We start from the raw sequence: 23,258 nt of genomic DNA, 5'->3' as shown, positions 1-23,258 counted from the left end.
ATCGCGCAGTATCCGGCAGACGTCCGCTTCGCACCCCCCGGACGACTGGAACCGACCCGCCGGGTGACCGGGCCGTTCCGCCGGAGCGCCGCACCGGGCCTTTCCCGTTCTACGGTCACAGTGACGACAATCGACATCGAGGACGAGGCGGAACGTACGTGATCCGGGTAGTGGTGGTGGACGACGAGGCCCTGGTGCGGTCCGGCTTCGAGCTCATCCTCGGCGCGGCCGACGACATCGAGGTCGTGGCGACCACGACGGGCGCGGAGGCGGTGGACGCGGTACGGCGGGAGGGACCGGACGTCGTACTGCTGGACATCCGGATGCCGGACGTCGACGGTCTGACCGTACTGCGGCACCTGCGGGCGCTGCCGGACGCGCCCGTGGTGGCGATGCTGACGACGTTCGACGCCGACGAGTACATCCTCACCGCCCTGCGCTCGGGGGCGGCCGGCTTTCTGCTCAAGGACACCGAGCCGGACCAACTCGCCCAATTGGTACGGACCTTGTGCGCGGGCGGTGTCGTGATGTCACCGAAGGCGTCCCGTGCCGTGTGGCAGAGCCACCCGGGCGCGACCGCCGCGGACGACGAGGAGGCCGCCCGCGTCGGACGGCTCACCGAGCGGGAGCGTGAAGTGCTGGTGCTCATCGCGGAGGGGCTGTCCAACGCCGACATCGGCAGCCGCGTCCACCTCAGCGCGGGCACCGTCAAGGACCATGTCAGCGCGATCCTGACCAAGCTGCGTGTGAACAGCCGGGTGCGGGCCGCGCTGCTCGCCCAGCGGGCGGGCCTGCTGGACGGGCGGAACCGGTCGGAGGACCGGCGATGAACGGGGGCAGGCCGTGGTGGGCGCGGATCCCGGATCCGGTCGTCGATGCCGTGGTCGTCGCCGTGGCCGCCGTGGACGTCCTGATCAACCTGGGGGACTCGAGCCGCCTCGCGACGGCGGCGACAGCCGTCGCCTGTGCCGCGCTCGCCCTGCGTCGCCGTTTTCCGCTCACGGTGTTCCTGCTCACGCTCCCGGCCAGCCTGATGGTGGACATCGTCTTCGCCTCGCTCGCCGCGCTGTTCACCCTCGCCGAGCGCTCCCGCGACCGTCGGCTCCTGGTCGCCAGCGCCTTTCTGTTCGCCGGCGCCTCAGCCGTGCCCTGGCCCCTGGGCAACGTCGGCTCACACGAACGCGCCTGGACGCTGATCTACTTCTTCTACACCCTGGCCACGGCCGCCGCCCCGGTGCTGCTCGGCCAACTCGTCCAGGCCCGGCGGGACTTGGCCGACCGGCTCACGGAGATCGAGACGGCCCGCGAACACGAGCGGCTGCTGCACTCCCAGGCCGTCCTGGCCCGGGAACGTGCCCAACTGGCCCGCGAGATGCACGACGTCGTCTCCCACCAGGTGAGCCTGATCGCCGTACAGGCGGGTGCCCTTCAGGTCGCCGCCAAGGATCCGCATTTCAAGGAGGGCGCCCGCACCATCCGTTCGCTGAGCGTCGACACGCTCGACGAACTGCGTCACATGGTCGCGCTGTTGCGGGCCTCCGGGGGCCGTGTCGGCGAACTCACCCCGCAGCCCACACTCGCCGACCTGCACAAGCTCGTGTCGACCAGCGGCATCGAGGCGACCCTGACGGGTGAACTCCCCTCCGCCATCGCCACCCCGGCGCAACGCGCCCTCTACCGCACCGTGCAGGAATCCCTGACCAACGTACGCAAACACGCGCCCGGCGCGGCCGCCACCGTCCGCCTGTGGCACTGCGACGACCGCTTCGGCGTCACGGTGACCAACAACGCCCCCACCCGTCCCTCCCTGCCCCTGCCCGGCTCCCAGCAGGGCCTCGTCGGGCTCCGGGAGCGCGCCGAACTCCTGGGCGGGGCCTTCGAGTCCGGGCCCACCCCCGACGGCGGCTACCGCGTGACGCTCCACATCCCGACGGACGCGGACTGAGCCGCGACGCCGTGGCCCGTACGAACGTCAGACCGTCGCCGGGACGGAGCACAGGCACCGACAGGGGCCAATCGGGAGACGTGCCCAGGCGGCGGGCGTCCCACCCTGGTCACGGAAGACCTGGGAGCGCCCTTCCGCCCTCGCCACCGCTCCTCGTCGCCGCCTGCCTCCGGGGGTGTGCCGTCAGCCCTGGCGGGCCTTGAAACGCGGGTTCTTCTTGTTGACGACGAAGACCACGCCCCGTCGACGGACCACCTGAGCCCCCGGCTTGGACTTCATGGAACGCAAGGACTTGCGCACCTTCATGGATCTGCCCTCCTCGTGCTGTGAACTGTCAGACCCGCCGTCAGTGCCGCGGCGAGGCCGTGCGGCCGTAACGACGCTCGAAGCGCTCGACGCGGCCTGCGGTGTCCAGGACCCGCGAGGTCCCGGTGTAGAACGGATGACTCGCCGACGAGATCTCGACATCGATCAGCGGGTAGGTGCCCCCGTCCTCCCACTCGATCGTCTTCGACGAGTGCGCGGTCGAACGGGTCAGAAACGCGATGTCCGCGGCCCGGTCACGGAAGACGACGGGGCGGGATTCGGGGTGGATGCGGGGCTTCATGAGGTTGCCTCCCTGGTAACGGTCGACGGTTCCGTGACCGTCGACGGTCCTGTGACGGTCGACGGTCCTGTGACGGTCCGCCCGGTGGCGCCGGGCTCGGCTCAGCGCTCCTCCCGGAACGGGACGTGCTCACCGACCACCGGGTCGTACTTGCGCAGGACGAGCCGGTCGGGGTCGTTTCCGCGGTTCTTCCGCGTCACGTAGGTGACGCCGGTCCCGGCTGTCGACCTCAGCGTGACGACGGGTCGCGCGCTGTTGCGTGCCATGAGGTCCTCCTTCCGCCCACATCACGCGATCTTGACTCGCGCATGTCAGCTACGTGTGCTGTAACAGCGGACCTGGTCGACGCATTCCCGGGGGCTGGAGCAAGGGGCCGGAGGCAGGGGTGGGGGGAGGCAGGGAGCGGCAGGGGGGCGGCACGGAGGCTCGGGGCGACATGAAACAAGCCCCGCCTCCGGAATACAGGAGGCGGGGCTGTGGAGCGCCGGGCAGGCCTTGCACCTGCATCTCCCCGCAGGAAGCGGGGCGTCTTTCCTTGGACCACCAACGCGAGGCCGACCACCGAAGCCTTCCGGCGGGCCGCTCAAGATCAATCATAGCGCAGCCGGAGCGGTGCATGACACCGCCTGGGTTGCCGCGTACCCAGGAAGACCGGGCAGTCATCGGCGGCGGTCGCCGCCGCGCGCCCGCCGGCCGGAGGATGGCGGACGCGCGGTACGGCGACTGTTCCTCCCGGCCGAGTTCGCGTGTCGGCCGGAGCCGTCCACGCACGGGAGGAAGCCGAGGCTGCCGTCTCCGCGCACCGGCGCCCGTCCGAAGACACACATGCGCCGCGCGCACCGCTACGCGCCCTTGCGCTCCTCCGGTGCGTCGCCAGAAGGTACCTGTTCCGAGGACCGAAACCGCACGGCGGGACGAACGGGGAGCGGTGTGAGTGAGCAGCCCGAGGCCGAGGCCAGCCTCAACGAGTTGAGGGACGGCCTCAAGGAGATACGCGAGGCGCAGCAGCGCCGCGAAGGCGACCTGAAGACCCTGCACGACCGGTTCGGCACGCTGTCCGGGGGCCTGGAGGCCCTGCGCGGCAGAGCCAACGAACTCGCCCTTCAGGTCGAATCGGTGAACTCCGCCACCGAAGAGCTGCGGGAGGGGTTGTCCCTGACCCGGTCCGAGCTCGGCCAGGTCAAGGCCGAACTCACGGACTTCCGGTCCCAGTACGAACGCGACCAGGCCGTCCTTGCCGCTCAGTTCGAGCTCGACCGGATCACCGAGGAGTGGCAGCGCAGGTTCGGCAACCGGGAGAGGGTGCGTTCTCTCGCTCGTGGCCTGGTCAAACAGCTGACCCCGCAGCTCGTGAGGAGCGGGGCGCTGAGAACCGAAAATCTTCGGCTCTTCGTGGAGGAACACCTCGTCCACGACCCCGACTTCTGGCTCGCCCACGCGACCCTGGCGGTCGCCGCCCGCCTGGACGGGGACGACGAGATCCGGCTCACCGCGATGGGGCAGGCGCAGGGGCTCGACCTCGGCAAGGCCAACCTGTTCTTCTCGCTCGCCGCCGCCAGGACGGGCGAGCACGAACGGGCGGGGAACTGGATGGACGGCTACCTTCAGCACGCCGTCGACCCGGACCGACTCGGCAGGGACTTCCTCGTGGTCCTCGACGCCGTCGCCAGCCGCGAACTCGGCGACCTCGCACACAGCTACGCCCGGCAGGTGATGGTGCGCTGGGGCACCGAGGCGGCGGCGGGCGGGACGGCGGCCAGGGCGAGTGTGCGGCGGTGGACACCCCAGCTGCGCAGACTCCTCGCCTCACCCGGCGACCGGTTCGAGTCTCTGGGCCAGGCGTACGACGGGGACTGGCCGGCACTCCTCGAACACTGGCGGCTGGCCACCGTCACCACAGGCACCCTCGCCCACCTCCGCAAGGAGTTCCCACCCCCGGACCGCACGGCGTCCTCCCCCGGACGTGTCCGCTACGCCGAGACGGCCATCGACCGCCTCATCGGCCATCTCGAACCCGATGAGGCTGCCCTGCACACCAAGAAGGAAGCGCTGCGCCGGTTCATCGAGCACCGGGGCAACGAGAAGGCGGCACAGGAGGAGCACGAACTGCGTCAAGAGGCGGACGCCGAGGTCATGGACTTCACGACGCTCCTCGACAACGCCGTTTTCAAACCGAGTCAGATCGCCCTCGGCGACGACGCGCGCCGCCTCGCGCTCATGCAGATGCTGCCCAACCTGTGCACCGCCGCCGGGGAACTGGTGGCCGCATCCGTGAGCCACCGGCCTCAGAACATCCGTATCGCGATCGAGGGTTGGCACGCTCGGCTGCCGACCGACCCCGCCGCGGCGATCGACGGGAAAGCCCTGGCCGACGAGCTGGAGGCCGAACTAGTCCGGCAGCGCTCTCAGCGACCTCTACTCACTCGGCTGCGTCGTGTACGAGATGCTCACCGGCTGGTCTCCCTTCGGCCACATCTCGGATCCCTACGCCGTCATGTGGCACCACATGGAGAAGACGCCCGCCCCGCCGGGCGCGCTGCGTCCTGGCATCCCCAGGGCCCTCGACTCCCTCGTACTGAGACTGCTGGAGAAGTCACCCGGGAACCGGCCGCCCGACGCCCGAGCCGTGGCCCGGGCCGTCCAGCAGATCGAGTACGTCTCGGACGACTCCGCGGACCCACACGTCGACACGCGCCACATCGCCGAGATCCAGAACCTGGAACGGTTCATCCAGCTGCACGCCGACGGCCCCCGGGCCATGGACACGGACGTCCTCGACGCACGCGCCCGGCACGCCAGGCTCACCGGCGAGTCGGGCGACTCCCGGGGCGCCGCCGCGCTCTGCCAGCGCCTGGGGCAGGACTGCGCGCGCCTGCTCGGCCCCGATCACCACCGTGTCTTCGAGGCCTACCGGGAGGCTTCCCGCTGGAAGGAGAGCACCGGCTGAAGCTCCGTATCTCCCTTGGTACGTCCCTTCCTACGTCCTGCTGGTGTCGAAGGGCTACGGGCCAGGGGCCTACGCGACCTAGGGGCTAGGGGGTGCGGGCTACCAGGTGCCCGGCAGCGCGGCGACGCCGTACGCCATCGCGTCTTCCTTGAAGTCGATCTCCTCCAGCGTGGTGGCCAGTCGCAGCGTGGGCACGCGCCGGTAGAGCGTGCCGTAGACGACCTGGAGTTCCACGCGGGCAAGTTGCTGGCCCAGGCACTGGTGAACGCCGAAGGCGAACGCGTTGTGCTGGCGGGCGTCGCGGAGCAGGTCGAGGCGGTCGGGCTCCGGGAAGGCCTCCGGGTCCCAGTTGGCGGCGGGGAGGGAGACGATGATTCCGTCCCCGCCGTGGATGACCTCGCCGCCGATCTCGATGTCCTCCAGGGCGATCCGGCACTGCCCGGTGTGGGCGATGGTCAGATAGCGCAGCAGTTCCTCGACCGCTCCGGCCACGACCTTGGGATCGTCCGTCTCGCGCAGCAGGGCGAGCTGCTCCGGGTGCTCCAGCAGCGCGAGGGTGCCCAGCGCGATCATGTTCGCGCCGGTCTCGTGCCCGGCGATGAGCAGGATGACGGCCATGAGGGACGCCTCCCCCATGGTCAGTTCACCGGCCTTGACCAGGGCCGCCAGGTCGGACAGCGTGTCCTCGGCGGGGTTGTCCGTCTTGGCGTGGATCTGCCGGGCCAGGTACTCGCCGAGCGCGACGCTCGACTCACGGTCCTGTTCGGCCGACGACGTCTGGCTGACCTCGACGGTGGCGTGGTGCTGGAAGAACTCGTGGTCCTCGTAAGGGACTCCGAGCAGTTCGCAGATCATCAGTGTGGGAATGGGCAGACCCAGCGCCTGGACCAGGTCGGCAGGTTTCGGCCCGGCCAGCATCGCGTCGATGTGCTCGTCGGTGACCTTCTGGATGGCGGGGCGCAGGGCCGCCATCCGCTTGGCGGTGAAGGAGGAGGTCAGCATCCGGCGGAGCCGGGTGTGGACGGGGGCGTCCGTGTTGAAGAGCGTGTCGGGGTGGTGGTGCGCGTTCTCCGCCATGGCCTTCTTCGGGAACGGAAAGCCGGACCGCTTGTCGTCGACGCTGACGCGGGGGTCACCGAGGACGGCCCGCAGGTCCTCGTGGCGGGTGATGAGCCAGGGGGTGCTGCCGTCCCAGATCCGCACCTTGCTGACCGGCTTCTCCTCGCGGATCTCCGCGAGGACCAGCGGCGGCGCGAACTGGGGCAGGCGGCCGCCCTGGGCGGCACGAACTCGGGGAACTCTTCGGCGGCGCCGCTCGCGTTTCCGGTCAGTGTCTCAGCCATGTCACTCCTCGGTGGGGGGCTCCCCAGGAACGGGGAGCGGTGTCTCAGAGGGGCTCTGGGGCCTATGAGATCGGAGCGGACTGACGGCTACGGGCCACTTCACTGACGGGAACCTGACGTGACTCGGATCACGTGAACGCGTCCCGCATTTCGCCGGAGGTGTGTGATCGCCACCCCTACGGCACCACAGCGGCGTCGCTATCCGCAATCGGCAGGCCGGAAACTTCCCGACCCGGGAGTCCCTGATCGAGGCCGCGTACCGCAACGAGGTGGCCCGGCTGTGCGAGGCCGTCCCCGGGCTCCTGGCGACCATGCCGCCCCGCGAGGCCCTACGCGCCTGGACACGTCGCTTCATCGACTACGCCACCGCCAAACTCGGCATGGCCGACGCCCTGCCGTCGTCGCCTCGGGAACCAACCGTTCCTAAAGACTGAGCGGGAGTGAGTCCTGTTGCCAGGACCCGTGCTCAGCCGCGTGCCCCGGACGGTGTTGGGCACACTGGTCCCCCGCGTTCGTTCCGCATCCGGCGTCGACGGATCGTGTCCGTGGTCCGGGGATGCGGGGGCGGGTTCCCTCACGCCCAGAGGCCTCCGGTCGGGCCTGGACGGTCCGATGCCCCGCACGATCGCTCTGGTCGTGCGGGGGCGGTGCCGTCCGTCGCCGGATCGGGTGTCCCTGGGCGCGCCTTCCGATCGCCACCGCTGCCGCGTCGTGGCGAGTCGTCTTACGGTTGCTGCTGGTGAGGGGCTTTTGCCAGTGCTGGGCGCCCCAGCGGCTGGTGTAGGCGGGGTCCACGGCGATGATGGCGATGCCCGTCTGGTCGGCCATCGAAGTCAGCCGGGTGCGGAGCCTGCCAGTGGGCATGCCGGAGATGACCTGCCGGAACCCCTTCCTGCGGCCGTGCTTCTCGCGGGTCTTGTCCGCGCCGAAGTCCAGGTCCTCGACGGCGATCGCCTTCACGCCGCATGCCCGGGCCCAGTGCAGCAGCCGGGTGAGGGCGTGGCGGACCTGGGCATCGCGGTGTGCTCGCGTGCCGGACAGGTCGTAGAAGAAGCCGCGCGGGGCACCGGTCGGGTTGCCGTGGACATCCAGACGCCAGGCGGCGAGGTGATCGGCGTTCATGTCCACCCCGATCACACCCTCGGCGAGCGCGGCACGGATGGGGATGGTCGGGGTGGGCGGGATCTGCCAGGAGGCGGTCAGGTACCAGCGGTCCCGGCCCACATCCAGATGGATGCGGTAGGCAACCGCCCGGTTCACCTCAACCCGGTCGGCCCACTCGCTGCCCCGGTGCGGGAATGTCACGCGGCAGGCGAGGAAGTACCGGCCGTGCCCGGCGTTCGCCAGATGCGCGAGCGGCGCGGGCAGCTTGATGCTCACCTCGCCCGCGGGGCTGACGCGGATCGTCTCGTTGCCGTACCGCTTCCCGGACTCGCCATCCGCCTGGCAGAACCAGCGTTCGGCCTCCCACCGCTGACGCCAGTCCGCCTCGGTCAGCCGGGCGGCATCCAGGTGGTGCCGGGTCCGGGCCAGGTGCTTGCCGCCGCGCACGACACGCACGCGCCCCGCTTCACGGTCGGCCCGCTTTTGCTCCAGCCGGTCCTCCAGCACGTGCAGGCGACGCGCCTTGGCATGCCACTCCTGCCGCGACCGGTAACCCCCGGGCGCCTTTTTGGAGCCCTTCTGCCCGACGGGCAGAGACAGCCGGTGCGCGATGGTATTGATGCCCGCTTCCAGGTTCTGGACATGGGTGAGCTGGCCACGGCGGGCCAGCGCCCACTGGTCGTGCGACGCCTTGGTAATGCTGCCCGCCCAGCGAGACGACGAAAGGGGGGTCAACTCGCGCTTGCGGGCCGCCCAGGTTTCGGCGGAATGCTCCAGACCGTCACGGCACCGCGCCGCGAGGTCCTTCGAGGCCAGCGCACCCAGGTGTGCACCGACCAGCCGCAGCACCTCCTCATCCCCAACTGTCAGGTGCTTGAGCCGGGTACGGACCGCCACACCGGTCGGACCGGACGCGACGAACCGCTCCGCCACGTTCCTCAGCCCGCCCACCCCCGCCCGGTCGCACCCGAAGATCCCGTCACCACCTCCAACGAGCACCACCTGAAAAGGTCACGCATTCGACACAAGAACACCAGTTCCCTCCAGGCACGTGGCGCGACACCTACCACCGGCGCCCGCTCCTGCTCACCAGAAGGTGCATCAGTGCACTCCAACGGCAGCAGCTCCAGACCCCTACGCCGAGAGCCACGAGCTGATTCAGGCCGCCCGCACCTCCCTCATGAACGCCGGCACCGCCGCCGGCGCGATCCGCACCGACATCAGCCCGACCGACATGTTCGCCGCCCTCGCCGGCATCGCCCTCACCTCGACCGGCCCCGACCAACGCGCACAGGCGGAACGCCTCCTCGACCTCACCCTGGACGGCCTGCGCCCGACGCCGCCGCGGGTGCCCGACAACTGACGCCGACGCCCCGTGCCAGTGCGACCGGCGCCGGACAGGGTCGACCGGTGAAAGCCGGGGCACCGGCGGACCCGGCAGCCACCCGGGCCACAACGCCAAGGAAAGCGGGCGGCCTGCTGGCCATCAGCCGCCCCCTCCGGAGGCGGCGGGCACGGCGGCATCGAGTGTCGGCGGTGAGGTGATCGAGAAGACCGCCTGGAACTTCGCGGCCTCGTTGCCCGCGTTGTATTGCGGGGTGCGCGAGGCCACCTACTGTCCAGGGACTTCGAGCCGGTGATGTCGCCCCTGCGCAGGAACACCACATAGCCGACGGCGCCCTTGGGCAGCAGCGTCTCGACGGCGTCGCTGAGCTGGTCCTCGTAGAAGGTGATCGAGGAGTTGTCGGCCTTGTCGTTGCCGGGGATGGAGGAGGAGAACGTCGACACCATGTCGGGCGTCTCGATCGACTCGTTCGTCAGCGACCAGCCGTCGACATCGCTCATCGCCTCGGTCAGGTCGGTGGAGTTCGGGGCGGAGAGCTCCGCACGGGTGGGGATCCTGGTCGCGGCAGCGACGTTCTTCAACCAGAGAATCTTGGTGATGCCGCGCCGCATGAAGCGCTGCTGAGCCACGGGCACTCCGAAGGAGAGAACCGCGCCGGGCTCATCGGCCGGGCGTCCGCGTGGCTCCGCGGTGAGAGGAAGATCAGGCAGGTGTCACGGTGACCGTGAACCGCTGCACGTAGGAAACGATATCGCCCTGCGAACCGTCAACCGGATCTCCACCGGGGTCGACGGTCAACTCCCGGTCGATCACCCGCATTCTGGGGACTTCGACCTCCGTACGCCAGCCGTTCGCCGTACGGTCGAAGAGCACCGCACGGACCCTGTCGGCGAGCCATTGCACCTGATCGGCCCGCTCCCCCACGCTGGTCACCTGGTACGTCCAGGCGCCGTCCGCATGCCAGTCGGCGAACGACGGGCCCGAGAACTCCCCGGGCAGGCTGTCGAGGATGGAAAGTCCGCCGGTTCCCCGCCCACCGCCCGCGGCAGCACCCCAAGCCCACACGGCCGCCCCGTTCCCTCGGCGAGCACGGCCACGATGGCGCGGGTGAGCGGCAGCCGAGGAATCGTCATCGCGGCAACGCCCCCGTACGCAGCGCCTCCAGATAGTCGGGCCGGGTCCGCTGGAACGCGGGCTCGATGTGCGGATACGGCGGCTGCCGGTACTGCCGCCCCAGCCGGTCCACGCCCACGAACCCGTACTCCAGCCGCCGCTGCTGTGGTGCGTCGGTGAACACCACCGCTGTCGCCTGGCCCCCGGCGACGGTTACCTTCACATCCCACGACGCCCGGTACCGCCCGGTGATCACGTTCGGCGTGGGTCACCCCGAGGCGTTCTTCTGAATACGGACTCGCAGCAACATGGCGTGGTGCCGCGTGATTGCCCGCGTCCGGGCCCTTACCGCCGGACCCGTCCGCGCGAGCGCGGCGGCGAGTTCGATCGGGTCTCGGAAGGCCGCGGCGTCCGGGTGGGCGTTCGGATGCGGATTCGCTGCCATCAGTCCACCACCTGGAGCCGCACGACCCGCACCACGGCGAAGGTCCCGACATTGGCGTCCGCCACCCGGAAGCGACGCCCGACGAGCTGGGCATCCCGGGTCGAACCGTGCACCGCGATCACGTCATCTTCCCGGGTCTGCGGAGCGTCGAGCGGCAGCAGGGCTTGATACGCGGTGGTTGCGGAAAGCGCAGCGACCGAGCCGTCCAGCGGGGCCGTGTTCGCGGGCTGCCCGAGGGGCACGATGGCACCGGCCCCCGCCCATACGAGGGCGCCATCCGCCTCAGCGGACTTCAGCTCACCCGTGTTCTCGTCGAGAACATCGTCCGTACGGCCACTGGGGTCCCGCCACACCTCCAGCTCGTCGTCGAGCATCCCCTCCACGACCCGGCGCACACCGGAGAGATCAAGCGCCACGAGCCCACTCCGTCAACTGCCGCAGCACGGCGGCTGTCCCGCCGCCCGGTACGTTCTCCAGGTCCGGCCGCGCGAGCGCGGCACGTTCCACCTCAAGCGGATCCAACGCGTCGAGGAACGCGGCAGCCGCCGCGCCCGGCTCGGCGGGCACGCCGACCTCCACCCGTGCCAGCACGTCCAGTTCGGCCGGCCACGTCCCGGTGGGCCGGAGATGCAGCACGACACGCGGCAGATCATGCGGGTTGGCGTGCACATCGACAGCAGCGACCTGGTCGCTCACGTCACGTCCGTTCACGGCGACGGCGTAGGCACGGCCATCGAAGGTCATCTGGAAGCGATGTGGTGTCGTCACCGGCGGAGCCTACTCGCGCGCGTTCGAAGGGCGGCCAGTGAGAGAACTCACCTCCCTCGAAAGGATCTTTGCCTCGCCTTTGCATCGCACACATTCGCGAATCGCGGTCGGCGACTAACGTCGTATGACCGGGCAGCCGACGGAGGGGCAGACGCCAAGTCATGGGCGACAAGGGCGAGATACTCGACATCAAGATCGCCGACATCAAGGCGACCGCACCCCACTTCCACCATCAGAGCGGCGACCTCGCTCACGCACTCACCAAGCTGAAGACCGCGCTGTCCGAGGCCGGCGCCCCGTGGGGCGACGATGACCAGGGCACGGACTTCCACAAGGCGTACGGGCCCCACTTCACGCAGATCAAGCAGTCCACCAAGATTCTGGTGGAGGGCCTGGCCAGCATCCACGAGGCCATGTCGGACATGGCCGACGGCCACATCGACAACGAAGAACTGATCCGCGCCATGTTCACCAGGATCAGCGTCGAACACGACTCCACAGGCGCCGACTCGACCGGCCACGACAAGTGAGCGTCGCGGACAAGGCCCGAAAGATCCTCCAGGACGTCACCGGCATGTGGTGGCCGGACGCCGACGAGGGCGGGCTGCGGGACGCCGCGAAGGCGTGGCGGATCTTCGCCGACGACGTCGAGGACGTCACCGCCGCCGCGAACAAGGCCGCCCGATCGTTGATCGAGAACAACAAGGGCGAGGCGATCTCCGCCTTCGACGACCCGTTCTGGCGCCGCTACTACTACGACAAGCACGGCTGGCTCAAGGACCTGTCCGACGCCGCCCGCGACATGGCCAAGGCGCTGGACGCGTACGCGGACGCCGTGCACGGGGCGAAGAAGAAGCTCGAACACGAGCTGGAGATCGTCGGCGGGACCATCCTCGTGGGCACCGGTCTGGCCCTCTTCACCGGGGGCCTCTCCGAGGGCGCCGCCCTCGCCGCCGCGACAACGGTCACCGAACTCGCCAGCACTCTGGGTGTCGCGGTCACTGCCGAGGTCGCGTCCATCGCGGGCACCACCCTGGCCACCACCGCCATCGCGGGCATCGAGTCCATCACCGTCGATCTCGCCGTCGCCCAACCGATCGCGATCGCGACGGGCGAGCAGAGTGGCGGCCTCAACCTCGACGAGGCACAACAGGCCGGTGTGTACGGCGCCCTCACCGGCGGCCTCCTCGGCGGAGCCGGTGCCACCTTCCGGGCCGCCCAGAACGCGGGCGGCTGGACGGAACTTCTGGGCGGCGTCCGCATACCCGGCCTGAGCCCTCAGCTGGCCATGCCCGGCGGCCTGACCGCAGGCGCCGACGACCTCGGCATGCTGCTTCGCGATGGTGACGGGGAACCCAGTGCCTGGCCTCGCAGTAAGCGCAAGGGGCCGGTTAAGCCGAAATACCGGGCGGACCTGGCTGGGGACGAAGGCCAGAAGGGCGCCCACACGATAGAGCGGCACGTCGAGAAGACAGACCGCGAGCTACGGACCCGGATGCGCGCTGACAAGGGCATCACCGGAAGCTCGAGCTTCCTCAGTGAGAGCTCCGCCCAGCAGCTCACGGACCGGGCTCTGCTAATCAGACAGCAGCAAGTGAAGCGCTGGCTGGAGAAGACCACCAAGAGGGAGCTGGAACTCCAGGTCGACTTCGGCCAAGAGGTCACCGGCCGTAGCATGTCCCGAGAGGATTTCATCCGGGGTACGGGTCCTCACAACGTGCACCAAGTCTTCGTCCTCGTGCGCCGCGACCCCGACATGCCCAGCGGCTTTCGTATCCACACCGCCTATCCGAAGACCTGAGAGCAAGAGTCAGTCCATGAACCTGCCCGATGACTACCTGCTGAGGGACGAGCGCTTCCCGGAGCTTCATGAGCTGCTCGACTCGTACGCCTCCGCAGGCTGGACCTTCACCGACACCTCCGAGGCGGCGGGGCCAGCCCTGCAGGCGTACGTACGTCAAGGGATCGGGACACCCGGTCTGCTGGACGTCGTGATCGACGAGATCGACGATCTGCTGCAGGTCGGCCTGTTCAGCGACGAAATCGCCGACGATGTGGACGTCCTGCCGCAGATCGAGCCTCCGGCAGGCGTCACGGTTGAGCAATGCCTCACAGTCATCCGTGCGCATCTCGTGCGGATCAACAAGGGCGGCGCCTACAAACAGTCCGCCCTTCCGCAGACGGACTGGGAATGGCGAAAGCAGTTCCCCGAGCTCGGTCATCTCCTGGCTGGATACTTCCACCAGGACTACTCGCGGTTCTACGCGTCGCACAGGGAAGCCCTCGACGACTACTTCACCGGGAACCCCCGAGAAATGTTCGCCGCGACTGCCAGGGAGATCGATTCCTTCCTGTCCCTGATCGAATCGGACAGCGAGCTCGACCGCGCCACACAGATCCTGGGTCTCATGGTCTACCCACCCGAGGGCGTCTCCCTGCGCCAGTGGCTCACCGACATCCAGGGCATCATCACGCACCGTCTACGCGACTGACGAGGCGAGCGGCCGTTCAGACTTCTCCGGAAACGATGCGGCCACCAGTCCCGCGGCCTCCCGCGCGTACCCCCAAGACAGCGTCACCCCAGCACCTCCATGCCCATAGTTGCGGACCACGGGGGTCGCACCGCCACGGGAGTCGGTCTCGACCCTCACCTCCGACCGCGTCGGCCGAGGGCCCACCCGAGGCTCCACGACCCGGGCGTCCGCCAGCCGAGGATCGGTCGCGGCGCAGCGCGCGACGACGGCCCGCGCCGCCTCGTTGTCCTGCCTCAGGCCGCCGTCCCCGTCGATGTCCGTGCCGCCGGGTGGCTGTCCCCGGTCTCCTGGGGAGAGCCACCCTCAGTCGTGGGGCCCAGTGGGCGAGTGGCACCAGGCACCCCACCGTGCGGTGGTTCCTTGTGCTTCGACTCGACCTGTGTGCGGCTGTCCTTCCTACCGACCTGGGCGGACGCCCCGGACGAATATGGCGAACGACGCCCGGCCCACGAGCAGCGCAGGCCCCTGGGGGTCCTTGCTGTCGCGGATGGCGACGCCGGCGTACGCCGTGTCGGTGAGGTCGGCGATCTCGACGCAGTTGTTCCCGGCGCCGTCGGAGTACGACGACTTGAACCATCGCGCTCCGGCGGCGGTGAACTCGGGGGCCATGTGGGTACGGGTGTGGGTCATCAGGTGATCTCTCGCGTGAGTTGCTGCAGGAACGCTGGCGTGTCCTCCGGCGGCAGCGCGGACGCCGTGAGGGCGTTGAACTTGCGGGTGAACCGTCCAACCTCGCGTGGCTTGTCGGATACCGACGTGGCGCTCCACGCGTTGTCCACCTGCACCGAGGTCGGCATTCCGTCGTCCAGGTGCAGGATCGTGAAGTCGTGCACGGAGAGGTATCCGCGCAGCGTCTGGGGCAGTACCTGAACGCTCACGTTGGGCAGGGACGCCAGCCTCGCGATCTCCTAGCCTGAGGGCTGCCGCCAAGCGGCGTCGAGGTCTCGGATTGCGCTGGGATACGCTCGCGCATCCGCACCGAGCCGTCGTCGGTCACCTCGTAGACGCTGATCCTGAGCAGGCTTCGCACTGGGGGCGGCACCCGCAAGGCTTGGGACACGGAGGAGGACGGCACGACAAGGGCGTAGCGAGTATCTGGGGACGGATCGGTCATACGGCGCAGAAGTTGTCCGTAGGCGATGTCTGCATCGGTGCCGGGTCCCGTGGTGCGGCCCTTCGCCTCGCCGACCAGTCGCTGATCGCCTCGTACGGCCTCGATGTCGGTGTGGGGGTCTGTGGGTGCGATTGGGGTCCAACCTTCCACCATCAGCCATCGCCGGAAGGCGTCGACGACCCTGTCCTCGTCGTTCGCCCAACTGGTCCGCGGTGACGGGTCCGTTCCCCGTGCTGCGGCGAGAAGGCTGCGCACCGCCTTTAGGTCGCCGGTGCGGTCCTTCCGGTGCAGTCTGCCCCGGCTGTTGGCGTCCAGGTCGGCGGGCCGGATCACCAGCAGGTGCAGGCCGTGAGCGGGGATCTCCGCGTCGCGTCGTGCGTCGTATAGAGCCCGCTGCTCGCCTCGCTCTATGCCACTCACCGTCAGGCGCCCAGGCTTGTCGAAGAACGGCGTGGGCTGGTCGTGCTGCATCTCGCGGTACTCCACGACGAGCTTGCGCCCAGGCCAGTAGCTGTCGACCGGTAGCCTGGTCCGCCGCCCTGCGGCTCCTGCATCGCCGAGCAGCCAATCGAACCTGTGCTGCCGAAGACCCTGCTCGCCGAGGACCTCGTCACACAGATCGAGCACGTACGCCTCGTCGCTGTTCTCTCTCCCACCCATGCGCCGAGATGCTGCCACAGGCTGCCGACAAAAGGCCGCCGGACGGGTTTTGGCCGATGCCGCTCCTGGAGGACCCGGGTCAGGAAGCCGAACCGTCGAGGCCGAGGCGGATCACGGCGAGGGCCTCGGCGATCTCGACGGTCATCTCGTCGTCGGGGCCGGACACCATGCGCATGTCCTCGTGGAGCGGTTCGAGGACCTGCCGGGCTTCGACGGCCCGGCCCTGGGCGAGCAGCAGTATTCCGATGTTGTGCCGTAGCTCCACGGCTTCCTCGCTCACGTCGCTGTCGACGGCCCGTACGACGTTCAGCACGCCCTGGAGCGCGGCGAGCGCGTCGGTGACCTGGCCGAGTTCGGCACGGCGGAGGACGGGCGGCTGTTCTCCAGTGAGCGGGGCAACGTGATCGCTGCCTCGTCGTACTCGCGGGCGTGGAAGCAGGCTCGTGAACTGGCGCTCGTCCCGGATCAGGCGGCCTCGGTCCTGGCCTTCCGGCCGTACGACCTACGTCACGCGGGTGTCTCTCAGTGGCTCAACTCCGGAGTGCCTGCGCCAGAGATCGCGGCTCGCGCCGGCCACTCGGTGGACGTCCTGTTGAAGATTTACGCCAAGTGCATCGACGGCCAGGAACAGGAGATGAACGACCGGATCATGCAAGGGCTCCGGGAGGACTCAGCGGACTGACACAACGACCTGATCAAATACGGGAGCCCTGGACTGACAGCGGTCCGGAGCTTCGGCCTGTCGCGGTGTGTACCCTCCTGGGCTGTACAGCCGGAGAACGATCCGGCCAGGTCCGATTGAGGAGACACCATGGCACCCGAGCCCATGAGTACGCCTACAGAGACCCGTGTTCGCCTGAAGGACGCTAGCGAAGCCGTCCTTACACTCGCCGACGTCGCTGTCGCTGCCCTGCATACGCCCGAAGACGAGAAGTACGACGTGCTCGCGGTGGTCAGCGGGAAGAACGTTCCCGCACTCGTGCTCGTGCGGAACGCGCTGAAGGGTCGGGACCCGGCGAACACCAACGTCGCCGAGATGGCTCTGCATGATCTCGGGTTCAGCATCCTGGTGAGGCGCCGGTTTGACAACACCACCGGTGAGCCGGTGCGACTGACCCGTGAGCAGATCAACAACTCGTCGATCTGATCTCGAACGACGTCTCCGACATGACAGATCGAATGCTGGAGCCCCGGGCTGCGAGCGGTCCGGGACTCCGGCCTGTCCACAGGTGGTCCACACGGTTACGGTCAGAACCTTGCGAAACGCCTTTTGACCTGCCGTGAAGCCCATCAAGATCATTACGCCGTCATTACGTGATCACTGGCAAACGGCTGCTTTCGGCGGCATCTGCCTGCACATACGCGAAGACCCCGGCCTCAGCGTTTCCGCTGGTGCCGGGGTCTTTGGGCGCCTCATACAGGGTGCCCCCGGCAGGATTCGAACCTGCGCACACGGCTCCCGCAGACGCGTGTCCCGATGGAACAGCGGGAGGACGCGTCGGGGTACTGGCCGCAGGCCGACGCACGTCCACCGCATACGTGCGGGGGCCGACGAAGAACGATTCGGATCAGCCGACGAGTCCCTGCCCGCTGCTTCCTGACCAGACACTCCCCCCATACACGTGACTGCGGTTGCGAGTCTATCCCCTGCGCCGCAGCGTCGCCGAGAGGTGGTGCTGCAACGGCTGCCCCACCGCCGCGAGCTCGTGGACGAACGTGAGCGTGTCGTCGTCGATCAGGGCGTAGGTCCGGCGGGTTGCGTTGACCTCCTTGGCCGTGGGCGCGAGGGCCACCTCGTAGGTGGAGAGGTCGACCGCGTTGTCGGCCGCTCGGCCGACCGCGATCTCGGCGATGCCAGTGGGCTGGGTGATCAGGGCCTCCACCCGGCCGTCGGACTGGAGCCGCCACCAGCCGCTCTCCCGAGCCGACGGGCGCAGCGGTGTGCCGTCGGCGTCCAGCAGCCAGGCCCGGGCCTCGTACCGGAGGAAGGGGCGGCCGTCATGGCTGAAGGTGACCTCCTGCGCGTACGCGAACTCCCCAGCGAGCGTGGGATACCCGCCGTGACCGCGCCCGTGCCAGGTACCCAGGAGTCCGATCACTGGTGCGAGAAGCGCGTGCGGGGTGGGCGCTTCATCCGAACGGTGGACGTCGGGGTACGGATACTCCGGTGCGGGGTCGAACACGGTGTGCGCTCCTGGGATCGGGTCCGGTGCCGGGCCGAAGCCTAGGCTGTCGATGTCGGTCCCCGCAGCGACGGCGCGAAGGAGTGTCCGCCGGCTCGCCACAACTGGGAGCCCAGGGGCGCGATCTCGTCTGCGGACGCCGTGGACAGCTCGGTCGCCGTGAGCACGGACGACGTCCAACCAGCCTTCGCTATACGCACATTCAGGGCGGGACGCAGCTCCAGGCGGCGCGGCGCGCGGCGGACCATATATGCCACGACATCTCGGCCTCCGCCGTTCCGATCACGCCTGCACTCGCCTTCCGGCAGGATGTCGAACCGCGCCTTCCCTGCGGCAGGACGGTCCGGGCCGAGCTTCTCCTTCGTGCCCCGAAGCAGCGCGAACCCACCGAGCGAAGCCGCCTCGAGCTGGTCATCCCCCAACTTCCTCGTGCGTTAGCGTGAGTTCACGCTGCGCACCTCCCCGGAGGGTACGAGCGCGGAGTTCGCGAGCCGGTTCGCTGGTCGTGGATGACGGACGGCTGAGCCACCAAGTGGACCTCACCTTGTGTGAGGGCGGATGCGCGGAAGGGCGACCCCGCCATTCCGAAATCCACCACCGAGGAGTGGCTCTCATGAACCCTGTCGAGTACAAGCCTGCGCGTCGGAGCTGGATTCGTGAGGTTCTTGTCGGCGCCGCCGCCGGAGTCGTCTCCAACCTTGTGTTGGCGGCGCTGGCGGCGGCAGCGCCCCTGCTCGTCTGAGGCGGGCACCTGGCGGGCCCGGTGAGCCCGCCGCTCCCCTTCTCATCCCGTACGTCGCTTTCGGATCGGCGGCCTTCAGAAGAGGGGCTCTGGCCGGGATGCGCCTTGCCCCTCTTCCTGTGTGAGCGGTTCCGGCCGCCGCGCCGGGGACGAGAAAGATGAGGAACGCGCGCCTCGGGCGGAAGGTTCTCCCACGTGGGGCGCAGTCCGTGGATCTGGACCTCACCCACGAGATCCCGCAGGTACGTGCGCGTTTCTTTGTCCGTGGAGTAGAGCACGGTGGCGCGACTCGCGCGGGCCATCAGCACGCGGTAGGCGTGGTGGACGCACCGGGCGAAGTCGTCGTCCGTGAGGGGCTCGCCCGCAGTGGCTGTGAAGTTGTTCAGTAGCCCCGACAGGACGTCGCCGAGCAGCCCCAGTTGGTGGCGAATCAATGCTGTCCGGAGCGCACATTCCCAGTCCCCGGAAGATCACCGACTGGATCATGAAACCCCGTGAGGCAGTCACGGGCCAGCAGGAAGAACGGCTTCTCGAAGTCCGGTTCGCCTGTCCGGACATCACTCGGGTCTGCGACCTCGCGCGAGCGCTCAGGCGTCGTCGAAGGCCATGTCAACCGGGTCAAAATGCTCGAGAGAGCGATGTACGGACGGGCCTCCTTCGCGCTCCTCCGGACCCGAATCCTCACTCAGGGTAAGTAGCGGGCAGATCACCTCAGTGGTTCGAGAATCCTGCGGGCTTCCCCGCTCACGGCGGCATCCGCATCCGATGTCAACACTGAGCACAGTGCCGCGAGCCGTTCCCCGTCAACCCCGGACTGACCGCAGACATTGAGGATTGCGGCATCAAGGTGATCGGCAGTGTCGTCGTCCGCGCTGGCGAGCGCGGCCAGCACCATGCGCAGGCCAAGCACGTCCCAGCGTCCGAGCAGAGCCTCCGCCGTCTCTTGAGTGACGAAAGTGTCGCGGCCATCCAGCAACAGCCGGGGCAGGACCTCAGCTACTTCGGGAACATCAGCGACGACAGCCAGACGCCGGCCTGAGGCCGCTCTAACAGACCATGATGCCGAAGTAGACTCCTGAAGAGTTGGCATCAGCTCGTCATCAAACTCGGGACGGGTCATGCTTCTCACTCTGGCATACAGCCTTACGTCCGTGCTTTCGGACATCACGCAATCGCAGTCAGAGCCCCGAACCGACGCAGTCCTGCTGACCGGCCGTACCAGAAAGGGCGCCTTTCAAACACCCGTGCGACTGTCTGCCGGCACGCGCATCGCGTCCACTCTCCAGCACCTCGCCGCTCACCCTTCTCACGCCGCGTCAGCGGCCGGCGCGGAGGCCTGCCGACGCGCAACCATGCTGAGCCGGCCCCGATCCCCGAGGCCGTCGCGTCGACCCAGCCCGCCCACCACCCTTCTTTCTTCTCCACCGGGCATGGGAGCAGCGGCAGCAGAGGGGATGTCAGGCCCTCGACCACGCGGAAATTGGGGGCTGACCTGGGCCTACGCACAGGCGCTGGCAGGAGGTAGGGAACCCTTGATGCAACAGTCAGGTGCAACAGTGGCCGCAGTAGATGGTTCCAACAGTTGGTGTCTCAACGCCTGCCGCTCACAAAAGATGACCAACTCGCCGCCGTGTCCCAGCCCGCCCCCGGTCGGCGGGATACAGAGGAGCGTTGACCGTGCTTCGTGGCGACGAACCCGAGCGGATCGGACGCACCAGCGAAACCTGCTTCAGCCGTCGCCGACGCTCCCGCAGCCGGCCGCCTTGGTGGCGTTGAACAGATCCGCAAGACCAACCCAGGAACGCAGAGCGACACACCCGCAGGATGGCCGCGGCGCTGCGAAAAGGATCCCCACGGGTCCCGGAAGAGGCGTTGGCGATCTACGTGAAATGATCCACGGCATCGTTCCACCCGGCAGGACTCGGGGCGCACGCACCGACGAGTCAGCCGGTGGAGGCGAGTGTTGAGCCCGGTGTAGGGCTCATCGAGGCTACTCGCGCACTGACATGGCCCGGGCGGGTGCGGCCGAGAGCTCGACGACGTATCAAGATCCCAGAACCTGGACCGCAGGCTGCCGTGGTCGGCCCTGTGGTCGGGGCCGACCAGACGCCCTCGTCACCTCCTGGTTGTGCCACACGGCGGTAGCAAGCCACGCAGGTGCGCATCCTGCGCGCTCTTTTCCCTCGCTCCTTGCGGCCCCCCGGCGCAGGCAAACCAATGAGCCCCACCACACCGGCTGGTTGGGGCACGCCGTGCTGCGCACCAACAGACGAACGCTGCGCACTCGATGACAGAAGGGCCTGCGCACTGGACGCCAGAGACGACTGCGCAGTTGCGCAGCGCACGATTCGTTCGCCAGGCAGCGTCCGCAACCTCCTCCTTGGGCTGCACTGCGCATCCCTCCATGACTATCGATGGCCTCGTAGTAGTGCGCGCGACTGAGCTCGCCGCCGTTCTGCGCACGGGATGTCCGCGAGACGCACGGCACTACGAGTCACCCGGTGCCTCGGGCCTGGTCGGGCCCGTGGTCGGGTGACCACGACCCCGACCAGGACTTTCGTCTCTACTTCGTCATCATGGTCGGGGGCCTGTGGTCGGTGGTTTGGTCGGGGCCGGCTGGTAGTAACGCTCGCAGCGGCCACCCCGGCACGTCCGAACAGAGGCAGGGCGGCCTCGCCGAAGACAACGGCCCTCTGCGCACGGCCGGGGCGGCCGCCGTATCGGGCTGTGCGCAGGTTCCATCTCGGCGTGGTTGCGCACTAGCACAGGCGGACGTCGTCAAGTGCGCAAGCACGTGGTGCGCAAGCACGTGGTGGAGCCCTCCACCTTGATCGTGGACACCTCGACACTGGATCTTGAGTCACCGACGTCCACGGCCACTACCGGCTGTGGATGAACACGGACTTCGGCCCGGCGACGGACGCGAACGGCTACTGGGCGGTCCCGCACGGTACGGCTGCACAGCGGCAGCCGCACCGAGACCGGCTTCGCGCTCACCGGGAACTGACCGCCGTCCCCGTCGCCTCCCTCGGGTTCCCGGATGCGGGGGAGGCGACGGGCGCGGGCGCGACGGCAACCCCACGGCCGTGCGCAGGGGCTCAGCCCGTCACGGTGGACTTCGTGCCGGACGGGGTGACGGCGTACCACGTCTTGTTCTTGGCCTGGCCGTTCGTCTGTCCGGCCTGTGTGTCACCCACGTATCGGTACAGGGGCCAGCCGCCGAGGGTGAGCTGTTTCCTGCCGTTCCGGTGGACCGTGCCGAGCAGGCTCTTCTCGATGCCCATGGTGTGTACGGAGTCCTGGACAATGACGGGGATCCACGTCTTCGTGCACTCGCCCGCGCACGTCCACTTGGACGGGTTCGCCTCGTCCCTGTCGTAGCGGTAGAGGGTCATCCCCTTGTCGTCGGTCACCACGTTGCCGATGCCGCCCACCGTCTTGGCCATCACCATGGTGGTTGTCGCCGGGTGGCCGCCGGCGGCCGGGGCGGAGGGCGTGGATTCCGAAGCGGTCGGAGCTGAGGTCGCGGACTCCGAGGCGGCCGTGGCGACCGGAACGGCGTTGCCGGGGCTCGTACCCGTGGAGGCCTTGTCCATCGAGTTGCCGCACGCCGCCAGAAGGAACGCCGAGGCGAGCCCTGCGGCCGAGAGGAGGACGATGCGTCGCTGGATCACGGAGATTCCCTTCGGCGGTCGTTCTACTTACTCCCTTGGTACGTGGGGTAACTCCCGCCCGCTCAGCCACCGGTGGCACATGGCGAAGGCTTGACCGACTGCGACGGAGAACTCAGGGAACTCAGTTGGCGGCCGGCCGACTCCGGCCGGGCAGGCGATCAGAGGCCTGCCCGTGTTTCCGGTACGGCGCCGAACTGTTCCGGCGTGAGCTCGCGAAAGGCCGCCTCGCTGATCACTGTCCGGGCGCGGCGGCCAGGGAGGCCCACAGCCACCGTGTAGCCGACCAGAACGGGGGCGGCGTTCACCGCTTCGTCTGTCGGTCCATGTTTCGCAGAACTCTGCGCGGAGCGGCCACTTCTTCCCGCGACATGTTCTCCACGAAGTGGCGCAGCGCGGTCGAGCGGTCCTTGCTCTCCCCCAGGCCGTCCTCCCTGAGTGCGGCGGCGTAGGCCTCACGGCTGCGGACCGGTGCGTACAGCCAGGCGTGACCCTGCTTGCCCCGCAGCAGCCAGCCCTTCGTGTACAGGATGTCGGTGACGGTCATCACCGTGGTGTACGCGATGGGGCGGGTCCTGTTGATGTCGTCGACGACCTCGCGCACGGTCGCCGGACGGTCCCACGTCCAGAGGCGGTCCATGATCTCCGCCTCGAGATCCCCCAGCCGCCGCATGGCCCGGCTCCCTCACACCACCGAATACGTAGCGCATAGTAGACGGCTGACGTGGCGCATTTCC

At 68.7% G+C, this 23,258-nt stretch carries 26 protein-coding genes, 1 tRNA gene and 5 pseudogenes; 11 read left to right on the top strand and 21 right to left on the bottom strand.

Features of this window, described 5'->3' with window-relative positions; all coding sequences use genetic code 11:
- Nucleotides 1-158: 158 nt before the first annotated feature.
- Together AAFF41_RS39145 and AAFF41_RS39140 are read left to right on the top strand one after the other, a co-directional pair.
- Complete coding sequence (locus AAFF41_RS39145; protein ID WP_054230148.1) at nucleotides 159-830, top strand: response regulator; 672 nt, start codon at nucleotides 159-161, stop codon at nucleotides 828-830.
- A complete protein-coding gene (locus AAFF41_RS39140; protein ID WP_319749466.1) occupies nucleotides 827-1,945 on the top strand; it encodes a sensor histidine kinase in 1,119 nt (372 codons plus the stop codon). Before AAFF41_RS39145 ends, AAFF41_RS39140 begins: the two co-directional genes overlap by 4 nt.
- Before the next feature lie 183 nt (nucleotides 1,946-2,128).
- Here AAFF41_RS39140 and ykgO read toward each other — a convergent pair whose 3' ends face one another.
- The 3 genes from ykgO to rpmG all read right to left on the bottom strand — a co-directional run bounded on the left by ykgO (nucleotide 2,129) and on the right by rpmG (nucleotide 2,818).
- The gene (ykgO, locus tag AAFF41_RS39135; protein ID WP_054230145.1) at nucleotides 2,129-2,251 is read right to left on the bottom strand and encodes a type B 50S ribosomal protein L36; all 123 of its coding nucleotides are present in this window, start codon (nucleotides 2,249-2,251) and stop codon (nucleotides 2,129-2,131) included.
- A gap of 40 nt (nucleotides 2,252-2,291) precedes the next feature.
- Nucleotides 2,292-2,552, bottom strand: coding sequence for a type B 50S ribosomal protein L31 (locus AAFF41_RS39130; protein WP_067361898.1), 261 nt, complete (start codon nucleotides 2,550-2,552; stop codon nucleotides 2,292-2,294).
- 101 nt (nucleotides 2,553-2,653) lie between these two features.
- Nucleotides 2,654-2,818 carry a 50S ribosomal protein L33 gene (rpmG, locus tag AAFF41_RS39125; RefSeq protein ID WP_054230143.1) on the bottom strand — a complete coding sequence of 55 codons (165 nt, stop codon included), beginning with the start codon at nucleotides 2,816-2,818 and terminating at the stop codon, nucleotides 2,654-2,656.
- A 664-nt stretch (nucleotides 2,819-3,482) separates the two neighbouring features.
- Between rpmG and AAFF41_RS39120 the strand changes: the two genes are divergently transcribed.
- Nucleotides 3,483-5,588 (top strand): hypothetical protein, encoded by a 2,106-nt coding sequence (locus AAFF41_RS39120; protein WP_343325479.1) that lies wholly within the window; start codon nucleotides 3,483-3,485, stop codon nucleotides 5,586-5,588.
- Nucleotides 5,589-5,598: 10 nt separating this feature from the next.
- Here AAFF41_RS39120 and AAFF41_RS39115 read toward each other — a convergent pair whose 3' ends face one another.
- Complete coding sequence (locus AAFF41_RS39115; protein ID WP_425526199.1) at nucleotides 5,599-6,702, bottom strand: cytochrome P450; 1,104 nt, start codon at nucleotides 6,700-6,702, stop codon at nucleotides 5,599-5,601.
- Nucleotides 6,703-7,063: 361 nt separating this feature from the next.
- On the opposite strand from AAFF41_RS39115, the pseudogene AAFF41_RS39110 reads away from it, so the two are divergent.
- Nucleotides 7,064-7,237: pseudogene (locus tag AAFF41_RS39110) on the top strand (TetR/AcrR family transcriptional regulator); the annotation flags it as partial.
- Between the two features lie 28 nt (nucleotides 7,238-7,265).
- On the opposite strand, the gene AAFF41_RS39105 reads toward AAFF41_RS39110, so the two are convergent.
- On the bottom strand, nucleotides 7,266-8,897 hold the full coding sequence (locus AAFF41_RS39105; RefSeq protein WP_343326424.1) for an IS200/IS605 family accessory protein TnpB-related protein: 1,632 nt from the start codon (nucleotides 8,895-8,897) through the stop codon (nucleotides 7,266-7,268).
- A 166-nt stretch (nucleotides 8,898-9,063) separates the two neighbouring features.
- On the opposite strand from AAFF41_RS39105, the pseudogene AAFF41_RS39100 reads away from it, so the two are divergent.
- A pseudogene (locus AAFF41_RS39100) lies at nucleotides 9,064-9,309 on the top strand (SbtR family transcriptional regulator); the annotation flags it as partial.
- 123 nt (nucleotides 9,310-9,432) lie between these two features.
- Here AAFF41_RS39100 and AAFF41_RS39095 read toward each other — a convergent pair.
- From AAFF41_RS39095 to AAFF41_RS39070, 6 genes and pseudogenes are all read right to left on the bottom strand, one after another.
- A complete protein-coding gene (locus tag AAFF41_RS39095; protein WP_319749469.1) occupies nucleotides 9,433-9,558 on the bottom strand; it encodes a hypothetical protein in 126 nt (41 codons plus the stop codon).
- A gap of 83 nt (nucleotides 9,559-9,641) precedes the next feature.
- Nucleotides 9,642-9,902, bottom strand: a pseudogene (locus AAFF41_RS52185) (phage tail tube protein); the annotation flags it as partial.
- A gap of 91 nt (nucleotides 9,903-9,993) precedes the next feature.
- Complete coding sequence (locus AAFF41_RS39085) at nucleotides 9,994-10,356, bottom strand: hypothetical protein (RefSeq protein WP_343325477.1); 363 nt, start codon at nucleotides 10,354-10,356, stop codon at nucleotides 9,994-9,996.
- A 64-nt stretch (nucleotides 10,357-10,420) separates the two neighbouring features.
- Complete coding sequence (locus AAFF41_RS39080) at nucleotides 10,421-10,627, bottom strand: hypothetical protein (protein WP_343325476.1); 207 nt, start codon at nucleotides 10,625-10,627, stop codon at nucleotides 10,421-10,423.
- 221 nt (nucleotides 10,628-10,848) lie between these two features.
- Nucleotides 10,849-11,265 carry a DUF6093 family protein gene (locus tag AAFF41_RS39075; RefSeq protein ID WP_319749474.1) on the bottom strand — a complete coding sequence of 139 codons (417 nt, stop codon included), beginning with the start codon at nucleotides 11,263-11,265 and terminating at the stop codon, nucleotides 10,849-10,851.
- Nucleotides 11,255-11,617: a hypothetical protein gene (locus tag AAFF41_RS39070; protein ID WP_319749476.1), complete on the bottom strand. Its 363-nt coding sequence runs from the start codon at nucleotides 11,615-11,617 to the stop codon at nucleotides 11,255-11,257. The genes AAFF41_RS39075 and AAFF41_RS39070 overlap by 11 nt, the downstream gene beginning before the upstream one ends.
- Before the next feature lie 161 nt (nucleotides 11,618-11,778).
- Between AAFF41_RS39070 and AAFF41_RS39065 the strand changes: the two genes are divergently transcribed.
- The 3 genes from AAFF41_RS39065 to AAFF41_RS39055 are packed head-to-tail and all read left to right on the top strand — an operon-like array spanning nucleotide 11,779 to nucleotide 14,109.
- Nucleotides 11,779-12,147, top strand: coding sequence for a hypothetical protein (locus tag AAFF41_RS39065; protein WP_319749477.1), 369 nt, complete (start codon nucleotides 11,779-11,781; stop codon nucleotides 12,145-12,147).
- A complete protein-coding gene (locus tag AAFF41_RS39060) occupies nucleotides 12,144-13,418 on the top strand; it encodes an RNase A-like domain-containing protein (RefSeq protein WP_343325475.1) in 1,275 nt (424 codons plus the stop codon). The genes AAFF41_RS39065 and AAFF41_RS39060 overlap by 4 nt, the downstream gene beginning before the upstream one ends.
- Before the next feature lie 16 nt (nucleotides 13,419-13,434).
- Nucleotides 13,435-14,109, top strand: a complete 675-nt coding sequence (locus AAFF41_RS39055; protein ID WP_319753185.1) for a contact-dependent growth inhibition system immunity protein — start codon at nucleotides 13,435-13,437, stop codon at nucleotides 14,107-14,109.
- Here AAFF41_RS39055 and AAFF41_RS39050 read toward each other — a convergent pair.
- The 5 genes and pseudogenes from AAFF41_RS39050 to AAFF41_RS39030 all read right to left on the bottom strand — a co-directional run.
- Nucleotides 14,098-14,406 (bottom strand): FAD-dependent oxidoreductase, encoded by a 309-nt coding sequence (locus AAFF41_RS39050; RefSeq protein ID WP_343326423.1) that lies wholly within the window; start codon nucleotides 14,404-14,406, stop codon nucleotides 14,098-14,100. The two genes, AAFF41_RS39055 and AAFF41_RS39050, sit on opposite strands and share 12 nt — an antisense overlap.
- Nucleotides 14,407-14,547: 141 nt before the next feature.
- The gene (locus tag AAFF41_RS39045; protein ID WP_319753186.1) at nucleotides 14,548-14,781 is read right to left on the bottom strand and encodes a DUF397 domain-containing protein; all 234 of its coding nucleotides are present in this window, start codon (nucleotides 14,779-14,781) and stop codon (nucleotides 14,548-14,550) included.
- The gene (locus AAFF41_RS39040) at nucleotides 14,781-15,029 is read right to left on the bottom strand and encodes a Scr1 family TA system antitoxin-like transcriptional regulator (RefSeq protein WP_319753187.1); all 249 of its coding nucleotides are present in this window, start codon (nucleotides 15,027-15,029) and stop codon (nucleotides 14,781-14,783) included. The genes AAFF41_RS39045 and AAFF41_RS39040 overlap by 1 nt, the downstream gene beginning before the upstream one ends.
- Nucleotides 15,026-15,925, bottom strand: a complete 900-nt coding sequence (locus tag AAFF41_RS39035) for a hypothetical protein (protein ID WP_343325474.1) — start codon at nucleotides 15,923-15,925, stop codon at nucleotides 15,026-15,028. Before AAFF41_RS39035 ends, AAFF41_RS39040 begins: the two co-directional genes overlap by 4 nt.
- A 79-nt stretch (nucleotides 15,926-16,004) precedes the next feature.
- Nucleotides 16,005-16,325, bottom strand: a pseudogene (locus tag AAFF41_RS39030) (tetratricopeptide repeat protein); the annotation flags it as partial.
- Between AAFF41_RS39030 and AAFF41_RS39025 the strand changes: the two are divergent.
- Nucleotides 16,269-16,607, top strand: a pseudogene (locus AAFF41_RS39025) (tyrosine-type recombinase/integrase); the annotation flags it as partial. The pseudogenes AAFF41_RS39030 and AAFF41_RS39025 sit on opposite strands and share 57 nt — an antisense overlap.
- A gap of 129 nt (nucleotides 16,608-16,736) precedes the next feature.
- Nucleotides 16,737-17,072, top strand: coding sequence for a hypothetical protein (locus AAFF41_RS39020; RefSeq protein ID WP_319753189.1), 336 nt, complete (start codon nucleotides 16,737-16,739; stop codon nucleotides 17,070-17,072).
- A 276-nt stretch (nucleotides 17,073-17,348) separates the two neighbouring features.
- On the opposite strand, the gene AAFF41_RS39015 is transcribed toward AAFF41_RS39020, so the two are convergent.
- Nucleotides 17,349-17,474, bottom strand: a tRNA-OTHER gene (locus AAFF41_RS39015).
- A 91-nt stretch (nucleotides 17,475-17,565) separates the two neighbouring features.
- On the bottom strand, nucleotides 17,566-18,108 hold the full coding sequence (locus AAFF41_RS39010) for a heme-binding beta-barrel domain-containing protein (RefSeq protein ID WP_319753190.1): 543 nt from the start codon (nucleotides 18,106-18,108) through the stop codon (nucleotides 17,566-17,568).
- Between the two features lie 613 nt (nucleotides 18,109-18,721).
- Here AAFF41_RS39010 and AAFF41_RS39005 point away from each other — a divergent pair.
- Nucleotides 18,722-18,850, top strand: a complete 129-nt coding sequence (locus AAFF41_RS39005) for a DUF6408 family protein (protein WP_319753192.1) — start codon at nucleotides 18,722-18,724, stop codon at nucleotides 18,848-18,850.
- Nucleotides 18,851-19,556: 706 nt separating this feature from the next.
- On the opposite strand, the gene AAFF41_RS39000 is transcribed toward AAFF41_RS39005, so the two are convergent.
- From AAFF41_RS39000 to AAFF41_RS38990, 3 genes are all read right to left on the bottom strand, one after another.
- The gene (locus AAFF41_RS39000; protein WP_343325473.1) at nucleotides 19,557-19,970 is read right to left on the bottom strand and encodes a hypothetical protein; all 414 of its coding nucleotides are present in this window, start codon (nucleotides 19,968-19,970) and stop codon (nucleotides 19,557-19,559) included.
- 1,978 nt (nucleotides 19,971-21,948) lie between these two features.
- On the bottom strand, nucleotides 21,949-22,524 hold the full coding sequence (locus AAFF41_RS38995) for a hypothetical protein (RefSeq protein WP_343325472.1): 576 nt from the start codon (nucleotides 22,522-22,524) through the stop codon (nucleotides 21,949-21,951).
- 301 nt (nucleotides 22,525-22,825) lie between these two features.
- On the bottom strand, nucleotides 22,826-23,194 hold the full coding sequence (locus AAFF41_RS38990) for a BlaI/MecI/CopY family transcriptional regulator (protein WP_343325471.1): 369 nt from the start codon (nucleotides 23,192-23,194) through the stop codon (nucleotides 22,826-22,828).
- Nucleotides 23,195-23,258: the final 64 nt, after the last annotated feature.

This window comes from Streptomyces mirabilis, from assembly GCF_039503195.1.
In the GTDB taxonomy this organism is placed as follows: Bacteria; Actinomycetota; Actinomycetes; order Streptomycetales; family Streptomycetaceae; genus Streptomyces; species Streptomyces mirabilis_D.
The sequence above is the reverse complement of the archived record's forward strand: the minus strand, read 5'-3'. Positions and strand labels throughout refer to the sequence as shown.